Origin of the sequence: Mycobacterium sherrisii (genome assembly GCF_002102355.1) — a bacterium.
GTDB lineage: Bacteria > Actinomycetota > Actinomycetes > Mycobacteriales > Mycobacteriaceae > Mycobacterium > Mycobacterium sherrisii.
The window spans coordinates 13,536-34,354 of the sequence record NZ_LQPT01000112.1 but is presented as its reverse complement, the minus strand read 5'-3'; the positions used below and the strand labels follow the sequence as shown (position 1 = coordinate 34,354).

Below are 20,819 nucleotides of genomic sequence, written 5' to 3'. Positions count from 1 at the left end.
GCTGGCGTAATCGGAATAGTCGCGTGATGATGACCGGGATTAGAGAATTGACGATCGGGGAATGGTCCGGGGGACCCCATACAGATAGGACAAGGCGTGGCTTTGAATTTCCAGGACGTGATCCAGTCCAAGTATTTGCTGTTGACGACTTTCACCAAGGATGGCCGGCCCAAGCCCACGCCGGTCTGGGGGGTGCCCGAGGGCGACAAGCTACTCGTCATCACCGACGACGGCTCGTGGAAAACCAAACGGATCAACAACACCCCCCGCGTCACGATCGCCAAGAGCGCGGTGCTGGGCAAGCCCAAGAGCGAAGAGGTCGAGGGAGTCGCCCGGGTGCTGCCGAAATCGGAGACGCGACGGGTCTACAACGCGGTGCTCAAACGGTACTGGTATCACGCCCCGTGGTTCTACGTGCACTCGATCGTGCGTGGCGGCATCGACAAGGTACATGTCGGGCTTGAGATCAAACCCGCTCCGTAGCAACGCTTCCCGGTTGTCCGTCGGCCGGCCCGGCTAGCCGCCGGCGCTGCGCAGGGTGTCGACGGTGTCGAACACCGTTTCCCGCGGATCCCGGTAGGTGATGCCGCGGGTCGCGGAGCACTGTGATTCACCGAATTGGCGCCTCGACAGCGTGACCGGTAGGTTCTCAGCGTCATTGCAGCCAACCGCGGCGCGGGGGCTCTGCCGATGCCGACGCCGCCCATACGAGAATCTGGGGCATGCTCGAGGTAATCGACAAGGGATCCTGCAGCGAGTCTCACCCGGTGCCGTTGCTTTTCGTCCACGGCGGCTGGCATGCCGCGTGGTGCTGGGACGAACACTTTCTGGACTTCTTCGCAAACGAGGGTTACCGCGCACTGGCAGTTAGCCTCCGCGGCCACGGAAACAGCCCGACACCCAAGCCGCTTCGGTGGTGCTCGGTCGCCGATTACGTCGACGACGTGGCGTCAGTGGCCGACAGCCTGCCCACACGACCGGTGGTGATCGGCCACTCGATGAGCGGCTATGTGGTGCAGAAGTATCTGGAGTCGCACGCAGCTCCCGCCGGCGTGCTGGTCGCCTCAGTACCCCCGCGAGGAGCCGCCGGCTTCCTTCTCCGCTTTACGAAGCAGCACCTGGGGCGACTCACCGCAGCGCTCATCACCGGCAAGGCGTCGGCCCTGTTCAAGACTCCCGATGCCGTCCGTGAAAAGTTCTTCTCCGCAAGGACTCCCGACTCAACGGTCGCGCACTGCGCCGCTCGGATCCAGGACGAGAGCACACGAATTATGCTCGACGCGATGGTTCTCGACCTCCCGCGCCCAGAGCGCGTGACCACACCGTTGCTCGTGCTGGGCGCGGAATGCGACGACTGCTTTACTACCAACGAAGTGCGTTCAACAGCACGTGCATATCGCACCGAAGCACAGATCTTCCCCGAAATGGGCCACAACATGATGCTGGAGCCGGGATGGGCCGCTGTCGCCGAGCGAATTCATGTATGGCTCAGAACACGGGATTTGCGGCTCGATGACGAGGGAACAAGTTAGCAATTGGGCGGTCAGTGGTCAGCCAGTCGTTGGCTTCGCTAGCGCCGGGCGGGCTGGCACAGGGGCGAAAAGGACGCAGTGCCCCCGCATCCTCGATGGCTTCGGCGGTCCACCCACGAATCCGGTTCGCCGGTGATCAGGGTGCGCAGCCGGCCATGCCTCACAGGTGGCTGACGGTGAAGTTCGCGGCCTGTCCCGCCATGCCGTTGACGACGTACGACGCGTGCGCCGCACCGTCGTTGCCGCCGCCGCAGATCGGGTCGCCGGGGGCGCAAAGGCGCAACGTCTTGGCCTGATACGCCGGTCCGATGGCGATCGCCGGGGCGCCGTAGTGCTCGAGGAATTGATCCGACGGCGTGCCGAACAGGACGACGGCAGCCACATGGCTGGCCACGTCCGGGGGCATCGGTTTGGGCACAGCGGCCGGAGAGATGCCCTTCGGCACGGCCGCCGAGGTGACGAAACCGGCCACCGCCGCGCCCTGCGAAAACCCGCCCAGCACTTCCCTGGTGTGCGGGCAGTTGGCCGCCATGGTCTCGAGGTGCGAACTCGCATCGCGAATCCCGTCGATGAAAGTCGCCGGGAAGTCCGGATTGCCGAAGTCGCTGCTGGCCGGGTAGTTCACCGGGTACACGGCGACCGATCGCCCGGCGAGCTGCCCGCGCAGCGCGTCGACGAAGCCGGAACCAATGCCGCCGACGCCGGGCGGCTCGCTGGTGCCGCGGGCGAAAACCACGTCCACGTCCGGGCACGGTTCGGCGTTGGCCCGCGCCGCAATGCTGCTGGCGCCGGTGCTGCTTAACAGCACCGCCGATGCCGTCAGCGTGGCGGTGGCGGCGGCGGCCGCGAGCGTGCGCATTCGGCTGTTGAACGAATTCACGACTTTCACCCTCATCTCGCCCGTTGCGTCGAGCCCTCCCATTATTCGACGCAGGTGGCGGTAGGGATTGCCCAAAGCATCACGTCTCAATCCCCGGCCTGGCCGAACCCGGGGTGCTCCGCTCAGCGGGGCGAGAGCCGCGATACCGGAATGTGGCGCCCGATCGCCTCGGTCGCGGCCCGGTAGTCGCCATAGCCCGGATAGGAACGTTCGGCCAGGCCGTACAGCCGCTGATAATCGGCGGGATCGGTGACCTCGGCCGCCCGGAAGCGCTCGCCACCCAGTTCGCACTCCGGGTGCGCGACCAGGTTGTAATACCAACCGGGGTGCTTGTCGCCGCCGAAGTTAGACGCCACGGCGATCACGTCGTCGCCGTCGTGGAAATACGAGATTTGCGCCGTGCGCCGCTGCCCGCTCTTGGCGCCGGTGCTGACCAGCGTCGCCGACGGCACCGCGAACATTCCCCAGGACAGCTTGCCGCCCGAAGCCCGCATCAGCCAGGGATCGGTGCGCGCGGCGACATGTTGGGCGAGGAACTTCCCCGATCTGCTCCGAACGAGCTTGGTCATGACGCGATTGAAACCCGACGTGTGGCGCTCGGGGTCGACGAACGGCAGCGGCATGAAACGACGATAATCCGCCCTACTTCTTGAACGCGTCCTTCACCTTCTCGCCGGCATCCTTCAGGCTCGATTTCGCCTGATCCCCGCGGCCCTCGTTCTTGGTGTCGTCGTCGCCGGTGACCTTGCCAATGGCCTCCTTGGCCCGTCCGCCCAGGTCCTCGATTTTGTTCTTGATCTTGTCTTCGTTGCTCATGGGTTGTTCCCTTCTGACACGAGTCGTGGCTGAGTCACTGCTGGATCGTTCTGGCCCTGGCTACCCGCGAACCTCCGGCGGTGAAACCCCGAACCGGACACACCCGCAAACAGGCTGCCCACCGGCTGCGAACCGATGACCCACAATGAGTGGATGAGCACTGCAGCGGTGGTGACGATCGTCGTCGTGCTGATGCTGCTGGGCCTCGGCATCGTGATCAACCAGCTGCTGCGGCTGCGTAAGTACCTGCGCGATGCGCCCCCCGGGGCGGACGCGGACAACCCTCCGCATCGCGATCTGCCGGGTTGATCCGCACGTTTTCCTGGGCTGATAACTTACGTCTTCGTAATGGCACCTCAGCGGGGAGGAGCCGCTGCGGCGTAGCTGGCCCCGTGCACATGAGCCCGGGGGCACAATGACAACGTCGACAACGCCGACTCTGCTCACCACCGGCGATGGCTTGCCCCGCGGCATGTCAGGGGCGGCCGACCCGCATTTTGCGAACGTGGTGAAGAAATTTGCCCAGCAGTTCGGTGGACGGCGCCTCGGCGGCGGCGCGCTGTGCGTCTACCTCGACGGCGTGCCCGTCGTGGACGTGTGGATGGGCTGGTCGGACCGGGCCGGCGTCCAACCGTGGACGGCCGACACCGCAGCGATGGTCTTCTCGGCGACCAAGGGCGTCGCCTCGACGGTGATCCACCGGCTGGCCGACCGCGGCCTGCTGTCCTACGACGATCCCGTTGCCGAGTATTGGCCCGAGTTCGGGGCCAACGGCAAGGGCGGCATCACCGTGCGCGATGTGTTGCGGCATCGGGCGGGGCTCTCGCACCTGCGGGGCGTCACCAAGACCGAGCTGATGGACCACCGGGCCATGGAGGCGCGGCTGGCCGCGGCGCCCGTCGACCACCTGCGCGGCGTGCAGGCCTACCACGCGCTGACCTACGGTTGGCTGCTGTCCGGCCTGGCCCGGGCGGTCACCGGCAAGGGGATGCGCGAACTGATCCGCCAGGAGGTGGCGCGCCCGCTGAACACTGACGGCCTGCACCTAGGGCGGCCGCCGCAAGGGTCGCCCACCACGCCGGCGCAGATCCTGATGCCGCAGATCAGAATGCCAACCCCGGTGCTCAGCTTCATCGCGCCGCGGGTGGCCAACATGCGGTATTCGGGCGCGCTGGGCGCGATGTACTTCCCGGGGATCATGTCGCTGATGCAGGGCGACACCCCGTTCCTGGACGCCGAGATCCCCGCGGCCAACGGCGTGGTGACCGGCCGCGGCCTGGCCAAGATGTATGCCGCGCTGGCCCACGACGGCCGCATCGACGGCAAGAAGTACCTGTCCAAGGATTTGACGCGCGGCCTGACCGGGCAAGCACGCATGAAGTGGCCGGACGCAAACATGGTGGTGCCCATGCCTTTTCACCTCGGGTTTCACGAATCGCCGGTACCGGGCCTGCTGCGCGGCTTCGGGCACGTGGGTCTGGGTGGGACGCTTGGCTGGGCCGATCCCGAGGTCGGCGGCGCGTTCGGATACGTGCACAACCGGCTGTTGACCTCCCGGTTGTTCGACATGGGATCGTTCGCCGCATTGGCGGGTCCGCTGCGTTCGGCCATGGCGGCCGCCCGCCACCACGGCCCGCTCGAGGTGCCGGCCTTGGGCGCGACGTACGCCAAACCCGGTCGGCGCCAAAAAGTTTCGCCGTCGGGGTCGACTCAGGCTGCCTCGGAGGTGAGCTAGACCTTGGCGAAACCCCTCGGCAGTGTCAGCGGCAGATTGGCGTAGGTGGCGATGCCCGGTGCCGCGGCGACGACGGCCGGGATCGCGTTGATCGCGGGCACCGCCGTCATGATGTGGCCGAGGTCCATGAATTCCTCGAGCGTCGTCGCCTCGAAGTACGGCGGCGGCAGGAAGCCGACCTTGGTCGTCACCGTCGGCTGGCCGTCGATCTGAATCACCCAGCCGTCCTGCTCGATCTTCCAGTCGGGCTCCAGCGTCTGGCCCTTGCGCCACCGCACGTTCAAATCGATCAGGGGGCTGCCGTTTTTGATGCCTTGCCAGCTGATGTAGGTGCCCGCCACGTGCCCCGCCGGGATGGTCCACGACGCCATCACCAGATCCTCGGTGGTTTGGGCGAACTCGGCGACACATTTGACTTCGTCGAGTTCGACCCCGAGCGCGTCGCCCACCAGCCGGACGGCCTCGCCGAAGATCGCCGTCCCCTGCGCGGCCATCGCCGGCAGGTCCGGGTGGTCGATCGGCTGCCCGAAGCCGACGGGCTTTTCCGTTTCGGGGGAGTCGTAGAACGTGGTGTCGGCGGCCTCGTTGACGGTGACCTTGTCGATCCGGTTGCACACCATCGCCGACACGATCGCCAGCAGCTCGGCGAAGCCCGGGCTGACGCCGGAGCCGAAGATCGTCGCGCCGCCCAACTCGGCGGCCTCCCGCAGGCGGTCGCGGCCCTCACCCAGGTTGTGCCCGGTGATGAACGAAGCGGTGGTCACCACGTTGACGCCGGCGGACAGGATACGCACCAGCTCGTCGACGTTGATCCACATCGGGTTGTAGACCACACAGTCCGGTTTGAGCGCGAGCAGTTCGTCCACGTCATTGGTCGCGGCGATACCGAGCCGGGCGATGCCCACCAGCTCGCCGGCGTCGCGGCCGACCTTGTCCGGCGACCACGCGTAGCAGCCGACCAGCTCCAGGGTGGGGTTGTCGGCGATCGATTTCAGCGAGCTCTTGCCCACGTTTCCGGTGTTCCACTGAACGACTCGATAGTTGTTTGGCACTCGCTCAGCATAGGGAATAGTGACTGGTCTTAGTAGGCGGATTCGGCAGCCAAAATCTCGGCGAGGAAGGCGTCGGAGGTGTCGAGGGCCAAGCGGTCCAGCCGGGCGCGGACCCAGCGCCGAATCCGGTCCCGGGCCTCGCGAGTTTCGGTCGTCTCGGCTCCGACGGTGACGGTGGTGCCCGCCCAGTCGTGATCCCAGGCGGCGGACTCGGTGATCGGGCGCTGCTCAATGTCGATCAGCGGCAGGATCGCGAGGCCGTCAGCGTCCAGGACGTCGGCGCCGCTGACGGTTCCCGAGCGCAGCCGCACCACAATGCCGGTGGCCGGGTCGGGCCCGACGAGCGCGGCACCGACCACCGCGACCGCGGACGCGCCCGCCGCTTCGATGCGCCAACTGACGGTGTCCTCACCCGCGTCGAAGATGGCCGGCGGCACCGCGGTCCAATTGATGGACGCGACCCCTCGGGCGATCGGAGACGCACCCCGAATACCCGCGTCCGAGCCGGCGGCCAGCGCGTAGTCGCCGCGGACCCCACTCGGCTCGGCCAGTGTCGACGCCATCGCGGTGCTCGAATCATCAAGGGCGACAAACAGTTCGGTCCACGCGTTCTCGTCGCCGCCGACCTGGCCGACCTCATCGGCCAGGTCGGCGGCCGCGCGGACCAGGTCGGTGACCCGGGGATCACCGGCGCGGGCATGGACCAACAGTGCCGGGGCATGCGGAGCCAACAAGCCGGCCACATCCGAGTCCAGCGTGTCGTCGGTGAAAAAGCCCTGCGCCCCCACGGTCAGCAGTGCCAGCTCGGCGTCCAGGAGGGCGCGGTCCAGGCCGGCGATGCCGTCCTGCCGGCTCGCCGGCCACCAGCGCCGCAACCAGTGGCCGACGGCGAGCCGGCGCAGCGGGGCCACCGATCCGGGCAGGATGTCGACACCGGTGAGCTCGATGCTGCTTTGGCCGGCCCCCTCCTGCGTGGCAGCGGCGAGCGCGACGTGCCCGGCCTCGCCGAACACCCGCCACAGCCAGTCGGCGCGCGACAGCTCGGTGATGGTGATGTGGACTCCCGCGTCGTCGGGGGGATCGTCGACCGTCCAGGACAGCAGGGCGCCGCTGATTTCCAGCACCGCGGCCAGCGGCGTCTTCGCGGCGGCTGGCCCGACCGTCCACAGCCCGGCATCGGCGACGAGCCTCATCCGGCCACCTGCAATTCGAGCATCGCCTTGATGCGTTGCCGGTGGTCAAGGCTGACCGACCGCGCCACCCCCTCCAGCAGCGACCGCATCTCGTCGACGTCGTCGCACGGCTCCTGCCAGACGTCGCGGCCGTGCAGGCGGGCCCACAACCGGCTCAGGTAGAGCGGAGCGTAGGCCGCCAGGTCATCGACCACCTGCCGTTGCCGGGGATGGATCGGCCCGCCCTCGGCGAGATAGCGCCGGGCGTGCAGCACGTACGCCTCCTTCCGTAACCGCGCCTGGATCTGGGCGGCCAGCGCGTAACGGCTGGTGACGGAGCGGTCCAAGGGCGCCAGTTCGACCGCGACCTCGATACCGGCCACCAGCGTGGCCTGCTTGTCCTCCGACAGCAGGCCCCACGGCGCGCACGCGCGGTCGACTTCCTCCTCGCAAAGCAACGGGATGTCGGGCAGGGCGTCCCGGTCGAGGGCGCGCCGCAATGTCGCGCGGACCCGGTCGACCACGCTGCGGTCCAGGGGGCGGTCGCTGTGGTCGCGGTCCAGGTCGCCGGTGAGGGGTGGCGGCCGGAGCGGCACCGCCGAGCTCAACCCCAGCCCGACGATGGACCAGGGCAGTGCGGCCGGGTCGACCCGTGCCAGGGCGCCCAGGTTGTAGGGCGCGGCGTCGTCGATCATGGCCGACCAGAGCCGCTGTCGTGCCGCGGCGGCGTTGTGGCCGTGCGCGGGCCCGAGCACCACGCCGAGCTCGGCCAGGAAGCGGTCCGCCCCGGTGTCACCGGCCCGCACGTCACGCCAGCTGCGGTCCAGCTGCTCGGTCAGCGCGGCGACGACGCCGGGACCCGCCACGTATTGGTGCAGCACCTCGATCCCGGTGCGGTCGCGACCCTGATGGATATCTGCGAGCACTCCGGCAGCGGTTTCGCTATCTTCCGGCGCCGGTGGACCTTTGGTGACTGCGAGCTCGAAACATACCGGGAAGTAGAGTTCCTGGGCATTGCCGCTACGGATCCGCTGCCTGCGGCGTTCGAGCTTGAGAACCGCGAACCATGCTGCCGTGGAACGCAATTCGGACGCAGTGGACGTTATCAGATCGTGCATGGCCGCGGCGGTGGCGGCGTCGACGAGGGGGGCCGAGTACTGCGGATTGGCGCGCAGCCGCAGCACCAGCGGGTCGATGATGCGCTTGACGGTCCGGGTCAGCGGGCCGCCGTCGTCGCTGCTAAGCACCTCGACTCCGGGACCCAGCGACCGCCACGCCTGGTCGATGACGGACCGGCGTGGATGGCCCGCCGCCACGTTGGTGGCCAGCTGGGACTCGGCACTCATCAGCACAGAATAGGGGCATTTCGCGGCGAGAGGCAGCGAAAAAGTTGGGTTCGGTAGCCCGGGCGCACCACCAGCCTGGACGCATGAACAAGCTGATGTCAGTGCTCGGTCGGGCCGGCGAGCGGCAGGTCTTCATCGAGGTGGTTGCCGCGTCCGGCGAGACGTTCATCGGTCGGCTCGCGAGGGGTGAGGACGATCCGGACGTATCGTTGCTGCGGCCCGGCCTGGTGGTGCTGGTCGCGTTCGATCCGGCTGCGCGGGAGAAGCTTTCGCTGCCCGACGATGTTTTGGCTGTCCACGCGGCCTGGTTGGCCGCCCTCTGAGTGCTAACGGACACCGTCGACCGCGAACGTGATCAGCGCGGCCCAGTACAGAGGGCTCGCGGCGACGTCGCCCCCGCGCCACCGGCGCAATTGCTCACGCTGCCACCGGTTGATCGCAGATCCCGCCTCGGCCTCTTCGTGGGCGCGATCCACCGCGACAACCGCATCGGCCATCGGATCGCCTTGCGCAGCAGTGAATTGGCGGTAGGCGGCCGTGGTGGGAAGCGACCAGAGCGTCGCGGTCACCAGTTGTGCGCCGCTGAGGATCATCGCGGCGACCAGACCGGTCGCCTCGTCGAAACGGTAGTCGCCGCCCGATCCGCAGGCCAGCAAGGCGACCCGCGGCGGGATCGTCAACCGCAGCGCCATCAGGTCCGACGCGGTCAGCGGGCGGTGGTCGCCAATGGCGTCGGCATCGCCGGGGGCTGCCGCCCTGCAGGCCAGGTGCAGGGCAGCCCGGTCGGCCTGGGCGCGATGATCCGGGTGTGTGTCAGCCGAACTCGCGTGACCGACGTAGAACAGCCGACTCGGCTCCTGCCTGAGCTGTTCGGCCAGCCACGCGCGGTCGGCGTCCGGCCGGCGGAACAATTCGATGACCTCGTCAACCCTGGGCAGCACCGACCGACGTACCCGAAGTGCACAGAAATGTTGTGCTACGACAGTTTCCGAGGATGGACGGCCCAGCACGGAGCCTAGCGCCGAGTCCGGGCGCTGCCCCGGCACGCGCGGGTCCAGGACCAGCAGGGGCGGACCGTCTTTGCGGGCATGCCAACTGTCCGGTGTGCGGGGCGCGTGCACGATGTTCGCCGGAACCGCCATCAGCACGTCGACCAGCTCCACCAGCCGCTGTCCGTCGGTATGCTCGCCGATATCGGCCAACTGCCAAGGGATCCGGGCCGCGACGCGACCGCTGGCCGTGATGGCCTCGTGGCGGGCGCGCACCAACTCCTCCTTGCTCGGGCCCGACTTCGGCACCGCCAGCAGGCCCCACGGCACGCGGGCCAGACGAGCGCTGGGCGACACGAACAGCGCCGCGCGCGGCGAGGCGGTGAACTCGGCCAGCAGTTGCCAGCCGGCCATGCCGATCAGCAGCACGCCCAGGATGTAGGCGACGGTAAGCTCGCTGTCCGGTGCGGCGAAAGGCCCTGTGGCCAAGGCTCGCTCGATGGCTGCGCGGCGGCTCTCCGGCCCGTCCGGTTCCGGGATGGCGTTGTCGAGTTCCGCCAAGGCCGCCAGCAGGATGGGATCTTCGATCACCCAGTTCACGGTCCGCGACGGCTGCCCGACGACGCGCAAACTGGCGTAGGTGGCGATACCGACGTCAGCGTACCGCAGCACGAGGGTAGGCCGATCCCGTTGGGTCATGGCCAGGTCGACCAGGCGGGCTCGGCGGCGGTGACCGGGCGGCCATAACGCTGCCGGGCCAGTTCGCGATAGTGACTCATGATCGGCGGGCTGTCGGGCTGCATCTGCAGCGGGGGTAGCGGGCCAAGCCGGGTGAGCGAGCGCCCGGCGCTCACCGCCGGCCCGGACGCGGCCAGGGCCGGCTCCGGAGCGGCGTCGACGAGCACCGTGGCGGTACCGGTCGACGCCCACTCGCCGATGGCAGCGCGCTGCGAGTCGGTGTCGAAAGTACCTCGTGCGCTGTGGTATTCGACGAGCTCACTGATCAATTGGGTGTTCTCCCACTCCCAGGCGACGGCGAAGGCGCCGGCCAGGATGGGTGCCGAAATCGTCGCCGCCCAGCGCGATCTGGCGTCGGCGTCGGCAATCGAGAACCGCACCGAGTCGACGGCCAGGGCGGCCGGCACTTTGAGTTCGGCGGCTTGTTCGAGTTTGGTCATCGCGCGCCAATATTCGGGCGTGCCGACCTCGCCGCGGACGATCCCGATGCCCTCGACCTGCCGCGCCTCGGTCTCCTGCAGTGTCTCGTCGGGGTCGCCCGAGCTGTCGAATCCGAGGTCTGCCAACGCATCCGCTCGCCACACCGTGCCGAGGTGATTGTCCAGCTGGGCGTACTGCAGCCAACTGCTGCGTGGTGAGGAGTCGAGGAGTTCGCGGGCCTGGGCGATCAATTCCACCGCGTCCGCGAACCGACTCCGAAAAATCGCAATCCAGCTGCGCTGCAACAGGATACGGTGTAGGCGTAGGGGCTTGCCGAGTTCGCGCCAATGTCGTTCGGCGTGTTCCCAGCACTCATTCGCGGCTTCCAGCGCCCCGGACGCCAGCCGGATCAGTCCCAGGTACAACCAGCAGCGCGCGACGTCGTGCGCCCGTTCATACCGCGCGATGACGGGGTAGGCTTGCGACACCAGCTGTTCGGTCGTGGTATGGTCACCCACCAGCCAGCTGGCCGCGGCCCGCTCTAATTGCGTTCTGGCGTCTGCCAATTCCCATCCCCGCGGCCGAGCTCGGGCACCGGCGCGGCGCAGCCACGGCTCGGCATCGCCGAGTCGTCCGGTCTCTACGCAGAATCTGCCGTACGCCGTGCCCGCGTCCACCCGCACCCGGTCGTCGAGCTCGGAATCACCGAGCCCGTCGAATGCGTCGACCACCTTCTCCCACAACGGAACCGAATCCATGTGCAGGTCGTCGTCGCACAGCGCGGAGGCGCACAAAACCTGCGCCTGCACGACCAGCCGGACGTGTTCGGCGGCCAGTTCGGGGAACGTCTCGTCGGCGTCGCGCAATGCGGCCAGTGCCGTCGCCGCGCCCTCGTGCTCACCCAGCGCGGCGGCGACTCCCGCCCGGAGAAACCGAGCGCGGCGCGAATAACGACGGATCATTCGCACAATGTCGGTGCCGGGCATCGTGGTCTGCCCCGCGGCCTCGGGCATGGTGCCGTCCACAATCCCGGAGTAGATCGCCAGGCAGTCGTCGATGCGCCGGATGCATTCGTGCACCGCGTCATTCGCGCCGCGGGCGAGGTAGATTTCACCCAGCTGCGCGAAGACTTCCAACAGCTCGTCGTCGCGGTCCCGCCGCTCGATTTCGGGCACCAGGGACAGCAGCAGTTCGCGGGCGCCGGCCTCGTCGGCGGCCAGCGCCAGGCGGCGTGCCCGCTCTAGATCGTCGGAGATCGCCACGGCTGCATCATAAGACAGCCTGGCACGGCGGGCGCGTGAGTGAAGCACGCCCGCCGCGCCAGGGTCGAGCCGATCAGCCGCATGTCACCTTGATGCTGAAGTCTTTGGTGATCATCCCGGCCATCGGGTTTTTCAGGTCGGCGCCCTGCGCCTGCCCGGTGATGGTGTAGGTCTTACCGTCCACCACCACGTTGGCCGACCCGACCCGAGCGCCCATATTGTTGGCGACCGACAATGCGTTGCCGTCCACCACAAGTGCCAGCGACTCGACCTTGGGGGTGGCTTCGTCGGTCAGCACCACGGCCAGTGCCTGCTGGGCGCCGCCGGTGGATCCGCTCCCGATGTCGATCTTGCCGCCTTGCTTGACACAGGTCACCGATGCCGGGTTCACGCCCGCCAAGTCGGCTCCGCCCACCTTGACCTGGGCACCGCTTCCGGAGCCGATGCTGGCTGCGGGGCTGGACGCCGGGCCGGCCGTGTGGCCGCCGCTCGAGCAACCCACCACGGCCGTCGCCAAGCCAAGGGTTCCGATTGCACCCGCGAGAAGACGTTTCACTTCTGATTCCTTCCGTCATGCTCCGCCCGAGTGGCGTCGTCATGGCAGCCAGTGCAAGACCGAGTCCTTGCTACCGATCCCAATTTTTGCGGCGTATCCGGGCCGCCGCGGTTGGCGCTCGCTAGGTGAAAGCATTTGAGCCACAGGACTTTTCGGAGCAGCCGCGGCTGTGGGCAGGCCCCACGAGCGGTGCCGGTGCCGGCGGGTGCTTGAGTGGGACTGTGATTGAGATCCAGACTGTGCAGACCGAGGCGGCGTCGGTGCGGGTGTTGACCCTGTCGTCGGGGCGTGTCAATGCCCTTGATGTGGAAGTGCTCGGCGAACTCACCTCCACCATCCGTGAATTGCAGAATTCGGATAACAGCCCGCTGGTCATCACTGGGGCGGGCCGGGTGTTCAGCGCCGGGGTCGATCTGAACCGCGTGGTGGACGGTGGACGCGACTACACCGATCGGCTGGTGCCGGCGCTGTCGCAGGCCTTCGACGCGCTGTTCGGCTTTCCGTGGCCGACCGTGGCTGCTATCAACGGCGCCGCCATTGCCGGGGGATGCGTGCTGGCCTGTGCGTGCGACCGTCGCCTGATTTCGCCCGACGCCGGGATCGGAGCCGCCGAGGTTCGGGTCGGCGTTGCGTTCCCGGTCGCCGCGCTGGAGGTGATGCGCCACGCCTGCGGGGACCGCGCCGAGGAGGTCCTGCTGGGCGCGCGCACCTACAAAGGTGTCGAGGCGATCGCCCGGGGGCTGGCCCACCGCGTCGTGGCCGACGATGTGGTGGACGCCGCGATCGGGGAGGCCGCCGAACTCGGTGCCCTGCCCGCCGATGCGTATCGGGATACGAAGATCCAGCTGCGGGCCCCGACCGTGGCACGCATCCGCCGGGGCGAAACCATCGATGCCGGCGTGCGGCAACTGTGGGGCGCGGACGAAACGCAGCAGCGCATTGCCGGCTACGTCGAGGGACTCAAGCGACGGGACTGATCACTCGTCGAGTGCGACGCCGCCGCGAGTGCGCCTGCGGCGCATGCGGTGTGAGCCCTTGCCCGTCGGCCGGCGGTTGCGCAATCCGCTGCGGGGCTCCTCGCCCTCGTCGGCGGACTCGGTGACTTCAGTGTTTTCAGTGTCTTTGGCGGTGTCTTTGGCGTCGTCTTTGGCGTCGTGAGTTTCTGGAGTGTCTTCGGTTGCCGGCTTCTCGGCCTTGACGGCCTCGACGGCCTTGGCGGTGGGCTCGACGGATTCCTCCGCGGTGACGGTCTCGGCTTCTTCGGCTTCGGCCTCGGTTTTGGGAGCCTCCTCCGTGTCTTCGGCCTCGGCGCCCTTCTTGCCGCGCAGACGGCGGCGTTTCGCTTTCTTCGGCTTGATCGGTTTCGGCGGGGGCGGCGGCAGCTCGGCGACAAACGAGAGGTAGAACGCGAAAATCCCGAGCAGGCCGATCGCCGCGGCCGCGCCGTAAATGCCGAACAAATACTTCCCGGCCGCGTCCAGGCTCAGCCAGAGCTCGCTGATCGTCGTGCCGATGATCAACACGCCGGCCAGCACGTGGGCCACGATCGACCAGAGCCGCAGCGTCAGCGCAAGCTGCGGAGTGCCCAGCTCGGGCTTGCGGGTCCGCAGGTGGGTGAACACCACCGGCAGGGCAGCCAGCGCGATCAGCGCGCCCGCGCCGATCCGCCCGGCTATCCCCAGCGCGCGCGGTGTGTCGCCCATGAGCTCCGACCAGCGCGGGAGCACGCAAAGGAAATAGAGGACGCCGGCACCGACCGAGAACAACATGTGCCACGGTATGGCGACCTTGCGGCCCATACGCCTCCTCCTGATGGTGAGCCCACGCCAGCCTAGAGGCAGCCAAAACCGATTCCAACAACCGTGTGGCCGCGTCCGAGGCCGCGTGCACCCAATTTGCGGAGGATGCGGGATTTGAACCCGCGAGGGCTGTTAACCCAACCCGCGTTCCAGGCGAGCGCCATAGGCCACTAGGCGAATCCTCCGTGGGCCATGGTAGCGGCTGGGTCAACGCCGAATGAGCTGCGGCCGGCCCCGGCCGATGCGCGCCAGGTATTACACTCGCCATGGACCCCGCGCGGCGTCTATCCTGTGAACTCCCCCAGGGCCGGAAGGCAGCAAGGGTCAATGGGCTCTGTCGGGTGCGCGGGGTCCCCTATGTCGGGGCCGCGCAACCAGTGCTTCTATTGCTCGCCGGCCCGTCACTTCCGGCGTTCGACAGCGAAAGGCCCGCGAAAAGCCATGGCGGCGTTCGATTCTCTCAGCCCTGCGGAGCTCACCGCACTGCACACGCGCCACCAGCACAGCTACGCGGAGTTGCAGGCCAAGAAGCTGCACCTGGACCTGACCCGGGGCAAACCCGCCCCGGAGCAGCTCGACCTGTCCAACCCGCTGTTGAGCCTGCCCGGCGACGATTTCCGTGACGCCGAGGGCACCGACACCCGCAACTACGGCGGCCTGCACGGGTTGCCCGGTCTGCGGGCCATCTTCGGCGAGCTACTCGGCATCCCGGTGCCCAACCTGATCGCGGCGAACAACTCCAGCCTGGAGCTCATGCACGACGTGGTGGCCTTCTCGATGCTGTACGGCGGGGTCGACTCGCAGCGACCCTGGAAGGACGAGCCGAGCGTCAAGTTCCTGTGCCCCGCGCCGGGCTACGACCGGCATTTCGCCATCACCGAGACCATGGGCATCGAGATGATCTCGGTCCCGATGCGCGATGACGGCCCGGACGTCGATCTGATCGAGGAGTTGGTGGCCGCCGACCCGGCCATCAAGGGCATGTGGACGGTGCCGGTGTTCGGCAACCCCACCGGCGTCACGTACGCGTGGGAGACCGTGCTGCGGCTGGTCCAGATGCGCACCGCGGCGACCGACTTCCGGTTGTTCTGGGACAACGCCTACGCCGTGCACACGCTGACGCATGACTTCCTGAGCCAAATCGACGTGCTCGGGCTGGCCGCGGCGGCCGGCAACCCCAACCGGCCGTATGTCTTCGCGTCCACGTCGAAGATCACCTTCGCCGGAGCTGGCGTCAGCTTCCTCGGCGGCTCGCTGGGCAACATCGCCTGGTATCTGCAGTACGCCGGCAAGAAATCGATCGGCCCGGACAAGGTCAACCAGTTGCGGCACCTGCGCTTCTTCGGTGACGCCGACGGGGTCCGCCTGCACATGCTGCGACACCAGCAGATCCTGGCGCCGAAATTCGCGCTGGCGCTGGAAATCCTCGAGCAGCGGCTCGGCGACTCAAAGATCGCGTCCTGGACCGAACCCAAGGGCGGCTACTTCATCAGCCTCGACGTGTGGCCCGGCACGGCCCGCCGGACCGTGGCGCTGGCCAAGGACGCCGGCATCGCGGTCACCGAGGCAGGCGCGACGTTCCCGTACCGCAAGGACCCGGAGGACAAGAACATCCGGATTGCGCCCACCTTCCCGTCGCTCCCGGATCTGCGCGACGCGGTCGACGGCCTGGCAACGTGCGCGCTGCTGGCGGCGTCGGAAGCCCGGGTCGGCGCCGCGGCGCCCACTGTGAGCTGACGGCGTTCGTCGTGCGCCGGGGGCGTCGAGTGTGCGCTGACGGCGTCGAGGGTGTGCTGACGGTTTGTGGCGTTGCGCTAGGGCGGCCCGCCCCGGCGTGTCGTCACCCTGGGCGCACACTGAACGCCGCCGGCGCACACTCGATAGCCAGCCGGGCTCTAGTCGGCCGGCGCCGGTAGCCTGCTGACCGTGGCTCTCTACCGCAAATATCGGCCGGCTACCTTCGCCGAAGTGGTCGGGCAGGAGCACGTCACCGAGCCGCTGTCCGTCGCCCTGCAGGCCGGGCGGATCAACCATGCGTATCTGTTCTCCGGCCCGCGCGGCTGCGGCAAAACCTCCTCGGCCCGGATCCTGGCCCGATCGCTGAACTGCGCGCAGGGGCCGACGGCCACCCCGTGCGGGGTGTGCGACTCGTGCCAGGCGCTGGCGCCCAACGCGCCCGGCAGTATCGACGTGGTGGAGCTCGACGCGGCCAGCCACGGCGGCGTGGACGACACCCGGGAACTGCGCGACCGGGCCTTCTATGCGCCCGCGCAGTCCCGGTACCGGGTGTTCATCGTCGACGAGGCGCACATGGTCACCACGGCCGGGTTCAACGCGCTGCTCAAGATCGTCGAGGAGCCGCCCGAGCACCTCATTTTCATCTTCGCCACCACCGAACCGGAGAAGGTGCTGCCGACGATCCGATCGCGGACGCACCACTATCCCTTCCGGTTACTGCCACCCAAGACCATGCGGGCACTGATCGCGCGGATCTGCGAACAGGAAGGCGTCGTCGTCGACGATGCCGTCTATCCCTTGGTCATCCGGGCCGGCGGGGGCTCACCCCGCGACACGCTGTCCGTGCTGGACCAGTTGGTGGCCGGGGCCGACGATAACCACGTCACCTACCCACGGGCGCTGGGGTTACTGGGCGCCACCGACGTCGCGCTGATCGACGACGCCGTCGACGCGCTGGCCGCCGGGGATGCCGCCGCGCTGTTCGGGGCGGTCGAATCGGTGATCGACGCGGGCCACGACCCGCGCCGCTTCGCCACCGACCTGTTGGAGCGGTTCCGCGATCTCCTTGTGCTGCAAGCGGTTCCGGATGCGGTGAGTCGCGGGGTGGTGGACGCTCCGGAGGATGTGCTGGACCGCATGCGCGAGCAGGCGGCCCGGATCGGGCCGGCGACGCTGACCCGCTACGCCGAGGTGGTGCAGGCCGGGCTCGGGGAGATGCGCGGAGCGACGGCGCCGCGGCTGCTGCTCGAAGTCGTCTGCGCGCGCCTGCTGTTGCCGTCGGCGAGTGACGCCGAGTCGGCGCTGCTGCACCGCGTCGAGCGCATCGAGACGCGACTGGCGATGTCGTTGCCCGCTTCGGAAACGGCCCCGTCGGTAAGGGCGCCCGCAGCGGTCCCGCCCGTCTCCGCGGCACCGCAGCGCAGGGCGAAGGCCGAGCGCACGCCCGCACCGAAGGCCCAGCCCACACCCGAGCCCACCCCGCCCATGGCCGAGCCGCCACCGCCCGCTCCCGAACCGGCCGCCCAGCCGGTCTCAGCACCCGCCGGGGCCTCGGGCGAACTCAACGCCGCCGCGGTGCGCACGATGTGGCCGACGGTGCGCGACAAGGTACGCCAACGCAGCCGCACCACGGAGGTGATGCTGTCGGGGGCCACCGTCCGCGCCATCGAGGGCGACACCCTGGTGCTCAGCCACGAATCGGCACCCCTGGCCAAGCGGTTATCCGAGCAGCGCAACGCCGACGTCATTGCCGAGGCACTCAAGGACGCGCTTGGGGTCAACTGGCGGGTGCGCTGCGAGGCGGGCGGGCCGGTGGCCGCGGCGGCGGAACCGCCCGCGCGCGGCGGCGGCCCCATCCCGCCCCCGGCCGAGGAGCCGCCTCCGGTGACCGCCGCCGAGTCGGCTCAACGCGACGAAGAGGAGCGGATGTTGGCCGAGGCCGGTTCCACCGATTCGTCGGCGCCCCGGCGTGATCCCGAAGAGGTCGCGCTCGAGTTGTTGCAGAACGAACTGGGCGCCCGCCGCATCGACGGCGGCTAGGGCTGCCACCACGGCCGCAGCGGCAGACTGTCCGTGCCCCGTGGCTCCACATTGGCGGCCAGCACATGATGGAGCTGAATGTTGTTCTGCTCGAACGCCACTCGTGACGCCGCCATGTACAAGCCCCACACCTTGGCGACCGGTAGCGACACCTCCTCGACCGCGGCCTCCCAATTCGCCACGAGATTGCGGCACCAGTCGCGCAGCGTCATCGCATAGTGGTGGCGGAAATTCTCCACGTGCAGCACCTCGAAGCCGCAGTCCTGGACCTCGGTGATGATGCGCCCCGAACCCGTCAGCTCCCCGTCCGGGAAGACGTAGCGGTCGGTGAATCCGCCCGCGAACGAGGTCTGCTTGTTGTCGTGGCGGGTGATGCAGTGGTTGAGCAATAGGCCACCGGTGCGCAGTTTCGACTTGAGGCACGCGAAGTAGGCGGGATAGTTCTTGACCCCGATGTGCTCGGTCAGCCCTATCGAGGAGACCGCGTCGAACCCCGTCTCGGGGACGTCCCGGTAGTCGCAGTGCCGCACCTCGGCCAATGCCGAAAGCCCGTCGGTCTCGATCGCCCGCTGGGCCCACTTCGCCTGTTCGGCGGACAGGGTGACACCGATCGCGCGGACACCGTGGCGGGCGGCGTAGCGCACCATGCCGCCCCAACCGCAGCCCACGTCCAGCAGGCGGTCGCCCGGTTGCAGCCGCAACTTGTCGAAGACCAGCCGGTACTTGTTCTCCTGTGCCTCCTCGAGGGTGGCGTCGGCGTGCGGATAGACCGCGCAGGTGTAGGTCATTGACGGCCCAAGCACCCACTCGTAAAACGCGTTGGAGACGTCGTAGTGGTGGTGGATGGCCTCGGCGTCCCGCGTCTTGCTGTGCATCAGGCCGTCGGCGACCCGCAACCACCGCGGCCGGGCCTCCTGCGGCGGCGGCGGGATCGGTACCAGCCGCTCGATGCCGATGGACCGGATCACCTGGGCCAGCGTCCACGCCGACGGCCGCTTGAAGTCCACCCGGTCGGCCAGCATCTTGAGCAGTTCGTACGGGTCGCCAGGGTGCACCCCGTAGGGCTGCAGATCCCCTGAGATGTAGGCCCGGGCGATGCCGAGTTCCCCGGGTGCGGTGGCCAGATAGGTGGCGCCGCGTGGCGAGCAGAGGTTCAGGCCGAGTTCGGCGTCTTCGTGTCCGGCGACGCTGCCGTCGTACGCCGTGAACTTCAGCGGATACCGTCCGCTGGCGGTGAAGACCTCCACCACCTCGGCCATGGTGAGCTTGCCGCCGATACGGGTGGAGCGGTCGGGCTGTTTGGTTGTCGTCATCGCCGTTGCACCGCCTTCGCGTAGAGATCGAGCAAACGAGAATCGGGGTCGTAAGACTTCTTTACCGTCTTGTAGGCCTCGCCGCCGTACAGCTGGTCAAACTCCTCCCGGCTGTAGAAGGAGTCGGAGTACAGCGACTTGTGGCCGTCGAGCTCGCCGACCTTGGCCTCGATCGCCCGGTTGGTCGCGCCCGTCCGGTCCCCGGCGGGCACCGACGACCAGAAGCCGATGTTGACGTAGGTCTGCTCGGGCGCGATCGGGTACAGCGGCCAGCCGTGATCGTCGCGAAGTCGCAACGGGCACAGCCAGATCGGGGTGATCGGAACGCTGTCTAAAAACCATTCCAAAAAGTTGCAGGCACGACCGACCGGGACCTCGACATCCTGAACCACCCGTTCGCGGGGCGGACGACCGTGGCGCTGCTCGATGCGATCGGAAATCCCGAAGCGGCGATCCAGGGCGACCAGCTTGGAGTACACGCTGCTGCGCCGGTACCGCCGCGGCCACCACCGCCGCACCCGCGGGTTCTGAGTCCCGAATGCACGCGAGCACCAGAACCAATCGGTGTCCCATCGCCAGAAGTAGTCGTGCATGGTCAACCGGTCGTCCCTGGCTTTTTGGGTACTGGGCGCGTCGTGCCGCATCGACTGGTAGTAGATGCGTTGCCCGGTGTAGTCGCTGACCGGCCCCGCAGTGGTGGTGCGCCGGCCCAGGCACAGGTAGCTTTCGTCCGCGGCGAAGACCACGCCGTCGAGGTAGTCGACGGCAAGGTCGTCGTGCCCGCCGGTGTCGACGATGCGTTCCATCGCCGCGATCAGCTCGGGCACGGAGCCGAACCGGATGTGCCGCAGCGCCACGAACGGCGTGACGGGCTCCAATTCGATCCGGAGCCTCGTCGAATACCCCAGCGTCCCATATGAATTCGGAAAACATCGAAACAGGTCGGCGTTCTGGGTCCGTGACGCAGTGACCAATTCACCAGCGCCGGTGAGGATATCCATCTCCAGCACCGATTCGTGTGGCAGGCCATTGCGGAACGACGCCGATTCGATACCCAGTCCGCTGACCGCGCCGCCCAGGGTGATGGTCTTCAATTGCGGCACGACCAGCGGCGAAAGACCGTAGGGCAGCGTCGCGCGCACCAAATCCTCGTAAGTGCACATGCCCGCCACATCGGCGGTCCGGGTGTCCGGATCGATACCGAGAACGCCGGTCAAGCCGGACGTGTCCAGGCCCCGCGCATCCCGTTTTGTCCGGGCGCGGAACAGATTTGACGTGGGCTTGGCGAGCCGGACCGCGGACGTGGCGGGGATGGAACGATAACTCGCCATCAACCGATCAACGCCCGATGTATGCGTCGAGTGTGCAGATCCTGAGATTGGCACCAGCTATACCCTAGTCTTCGACAACACCACGTGCACCCGCGTGCGGG

The 20,819-nt window shown here is 68.1% G+C and carries 20 protein-coding genes, 1 tRNA gene and 1 other RNA gene; 9 read left to right on the top strand and 13 right to left on the bottom strand.

All coding sequences use genetic code 11. The features are described 5' to 3' along the window. Positions 1-96 precede the first annotated feature (96 nt). Complete coding sequence (locus tag AWC25_RS24030; protein ID WP_069399995.1) at positions 97-483, top strand: PPOX class F420-dependent oxidoreductase; 387 nt, start codon at positions 97-99, stop codon at positions 481-483. 239 nt (positions 484-722) lie between these two features. Next, entirely contained in the window at positions 723-1,532 is an 810-nt protein-coding gene (locus AWC25_RS24025) for an alpha/beta hydrolase (protein WP_069399994.1), read from the top strand. 160 nt (positions 1,533-1,692) lie between these two features. Here the strand turns inward: AWC25_RS24025 and AWC25_RS24020 are convergent, their stop codons facing one another. The 3 genes from AWC25_RS24020 to AWC25_RS24010 form a co-directional block, all read right to left on the bottom strand. Then, a complete protein-coding gene (locus AWC25_RS24020) occupies positions 1,693-2,391 on the bottom strand; it encodes a cutinase family protein (RefSeq protein WP_244899603.1) in 699 nt (232 codons plus the stop codon). Positions 2,392-2,534: 143 nt separating this feature from the next. Beyond that, complete coding sequence (locus tag AWC25_RS24015) at positions 2,535-3,035, bottom strand: nitroreductase/quinone reductase family protein (protein WP_069399993.1); 501 nt, start codon at positions 3,033-3,035, stop codon at positions 2,535-2,537. Positions 3,036-3,054: 19 nt separating this feature from the next. Beyond that, entirely contained in the window at positions 3,055-3,228 is a 174-nt protein-coding gene (locus tag AWC25_RS24010) for a CsbD family protein (RefSeq protein WP_069399992.1), read from the bottom strand. Between the two features lie 153 nt (positions 3,229-3,381). Between AWC25_RS24010 and AWC25_RS27065 the strand changes: the two genes are divergently transcribed. Next, positions 3,382-3,537: a hypothetical protein gene (locus AWC25_RS27065; protein ID WP_169717164.1), complete on the top strand. Its 156-nt coding sequence runs from the start codon at positions 3,382-3,384 to the stop codon at positions 3,535-3,537. Positions 3,538-3,643: 106 nt separating this feature from the next. Next, positions 3,644-4,963 (top strand): esterase/beta-lactamase LipL, encoded by a 1,320-nt coding sequence (gene lipL / locus AWC25_RS24005; RefSeq protein ID WP_069399991.1) that lies wholly within the window; start codon positions 3,644-3,646, stop codon positions 4,961-4,963. Here the strand turns inward: lipL and AWC25_RS24000 are convergent. Genes AWC25_RS24000 through AWC25_RS23990 form a run of 3 tightly spaced genes read right to left on the bottom strand, consistent with a single transcriptional unit; the run spans position 4,960 to position 8,533 of the window. Next, entirely contained in the window at positions 4,960-6,015 is a 1,056-nt protein-coding gene (locus AWC25_RS24000; RefSeq protein WP_085167970.1) for an NAD(P)H-dependent amine dehydrogenase family protein, read from the bottom strand. The two genes, lipL and AWC25_RS24000, sit on opposite strands and share 4 nt — an antisense overlap. 29 nt (positions 6,016-6,044) lie before the next feature. Beyond that, positions 6,045-7,208 (bottom strand): hypothetical protein, encoded by a 1,164-nt coding sequence (locus AWC25_RS23995; protein WP_085167968.1) that lies wholly within the window; start codon positions 7,206-7,208, stop codon positions 6,045-6,047. Continuing rightward, entirely contained in the window at positions 7,205-8,533 is a 1,329-nt protein-coding gene (locus AWC25_RS23990; protein ID WP_069400075.1) for a hypothetical protein, read from the bottom strand. Before AWC25_RS23990 ends, AWC25_RS23995 begins: the two co-directional genes overlap by 4 nt. Positions 8,534-8,577: 44 nt before the next feature. Between AWC25_RS23990 and AWC25_RS23985 the strand changes: the two genes are divergently transcribed. Continuing rightward, a complete protein-coding gene (locus tag AWC25_RS23985) occupies positions 8,578-8,856 on the top strand; it encodes a hypothetical protein (protein WP_069399989.1) in 279 nt (92 codons plus the stop codon). Between the two features lie 3 nt (positions 8,857-8,859). Here the strand turns inward: AWC25_RS23985 and AWC25_RS23980 are convergent, their stop codons facing one another. The 3 genes from AWC25_RS23980 to AWC25_RS23970 all read right to left on the bottom strand — a co-directional run bounded on the left by AWC25_RS23980 (position 8,860) and on the right by AWC25_RS23970 (position 12,498). Next, positions 8,860-10,221, bottom strand: coding sequence for a CHAT domain-containing protein (locus AWC25_RS23980; protein WP_069399988.1), 1,362 nt, complete (start codon positions 10,219-10,221; stop codon positions 8,860-8,862). After that, on the bottom strand, positions 10,218-11,942 hold the full coding sequence (locus AWC25_RS23975) for a hypothetical protein (RefSeq protein WP_085167966.1): 1,725 nt from the start codon (positions 11,940-11,942) through the stop codon (positions 10,218-10,220). The genes AWC25_RS23980 and AWC25_RS23975 overlap by 4 nt, the downstream gene beginning before the upstream one ends. Positions 11,943-12,015: 73 nt before the next feature. Beyond that, entirely contained in the window at positions 12,016-12,498 is a 483-nt protein-coding gene (locus tag AWC25_RS23970) for a lipoprotein LpqH (protein ID WP_069399987.1), read from the bottom strand. Positions 12,499-12,719: 221 nt separating this feature from the next. Here AWC25_RS23970 and AWC25_RS23965 point away from each other — a divergent pair, with 221 nt between their 5' ends. Continuing rightward, the gene (locus AWC25_RS23965; RefSeq protein WP_084229274.1) at positions 12,720-13,475 is read left to right on the top strand and encodes an enoyl-CoA hydratase/isomerase family protein; all 756 of its coding nucleotides are present in this window, start codon (positions 12,720-12,722) and stop codon (positions 13,473-13,475) included. On the opposite strand, the gene lucA is transcribed toward AWC25_RS23965, so the two are convergent. Both lucA and AWC25_RS23955 read right to left on the bottom strand, forming a co-directional pair. After that, positions 13,476-14,297, bottom strand: a complete 822-nt coding sequence (gene lucA / locus AWC25_RS23960; RefSeq protein WP_069399986.1) for a lipid uptake coordinator LucA — start codon at positions 14,295-14,297, stop codon at positions 13,476-13,478. A 99-nt stretch (positions 14,298-14,396) separates the two neighbouring features. Continuing rightward, positions 14,397-14,482, bottom strand: a tRNA-Ser gene (locus AWC25_RS23955). Positions 14,483-14,562: 80 nt separating this feature from the next. Between AWC25_RS23955 and ffs the strand changes: the two genes are divergently transcribed. The 3 genes from ffs (at position 14,563) to AWC25_RS23940 (ending at position 18,074) form a co-directional block, all read left to right on the top strand. Then, positions 14,563-14,657, top strand: an RNA gene (gene ffs / locus AWC25_RS23950) — signal recognition particle sRNA small type. An 81-nt stretch (positions 14,658-14,738) separates the two neighbouring features. Continuing rightward, positions 14,739-16,034, top strand: coding sequence for an aspartate aminotransferase type Ic (locus tag AWC25_RS23945; protein WP_069399985.1), 1,296 nt, complete (start codon positions 14,739-14,741; stop codon positions 16,032-16,034). 189 nt (positions 16,035-16,223) lie between these two features. After that, the gene (locus AWC25_RS23940; RefSeq protein ID WP_085167964.1) at positions 16,224-18,074 is read left to right on the top strand and encodes a DNA polymerase III subunits gamma/tau; all 1,851 of its coding nucleotides are present in this window, start codon (positions 16,224-16,226) and stop codon (positions 18,072-18,074) included. On the opposite strand, the gene AWC25_RS23935 is transcribed toward AWC25_RS23940, so the two are convergent. After that, the gene (locus AWC25_RS23935; protein ID WP_069399983.1) at positions 18,071-19,387 is read right to left on the bottom strand and encodes a class I SAM-dependent methyltransferase; all 1,317 of its coding nucleotides are present in this window, start codon (positions 19,385-19,387) and stop codon (positions 18,071-18,073) included. The genes AWC25_RS23940 and AWC25_RS23935 overlap by 4 nt on opposite strands. Continuing rightward, positions 19,384-20,718, bottom strand: coding sequence for an FAD-binding oxidoreductase (locus AWC25_RS23930; protein WP_211281075.1), 1,335 nt, complete (start codon positions 20,716-20,718; stop codon positions 19,384-19,386). The genes AWC25_RS23935 and AWC25_RS23930 overlap by 4 nt, the downstream gene beginning before the upstream one ends. Positions 20,719-20,819 lie beyond the last annotated feature (101 nt).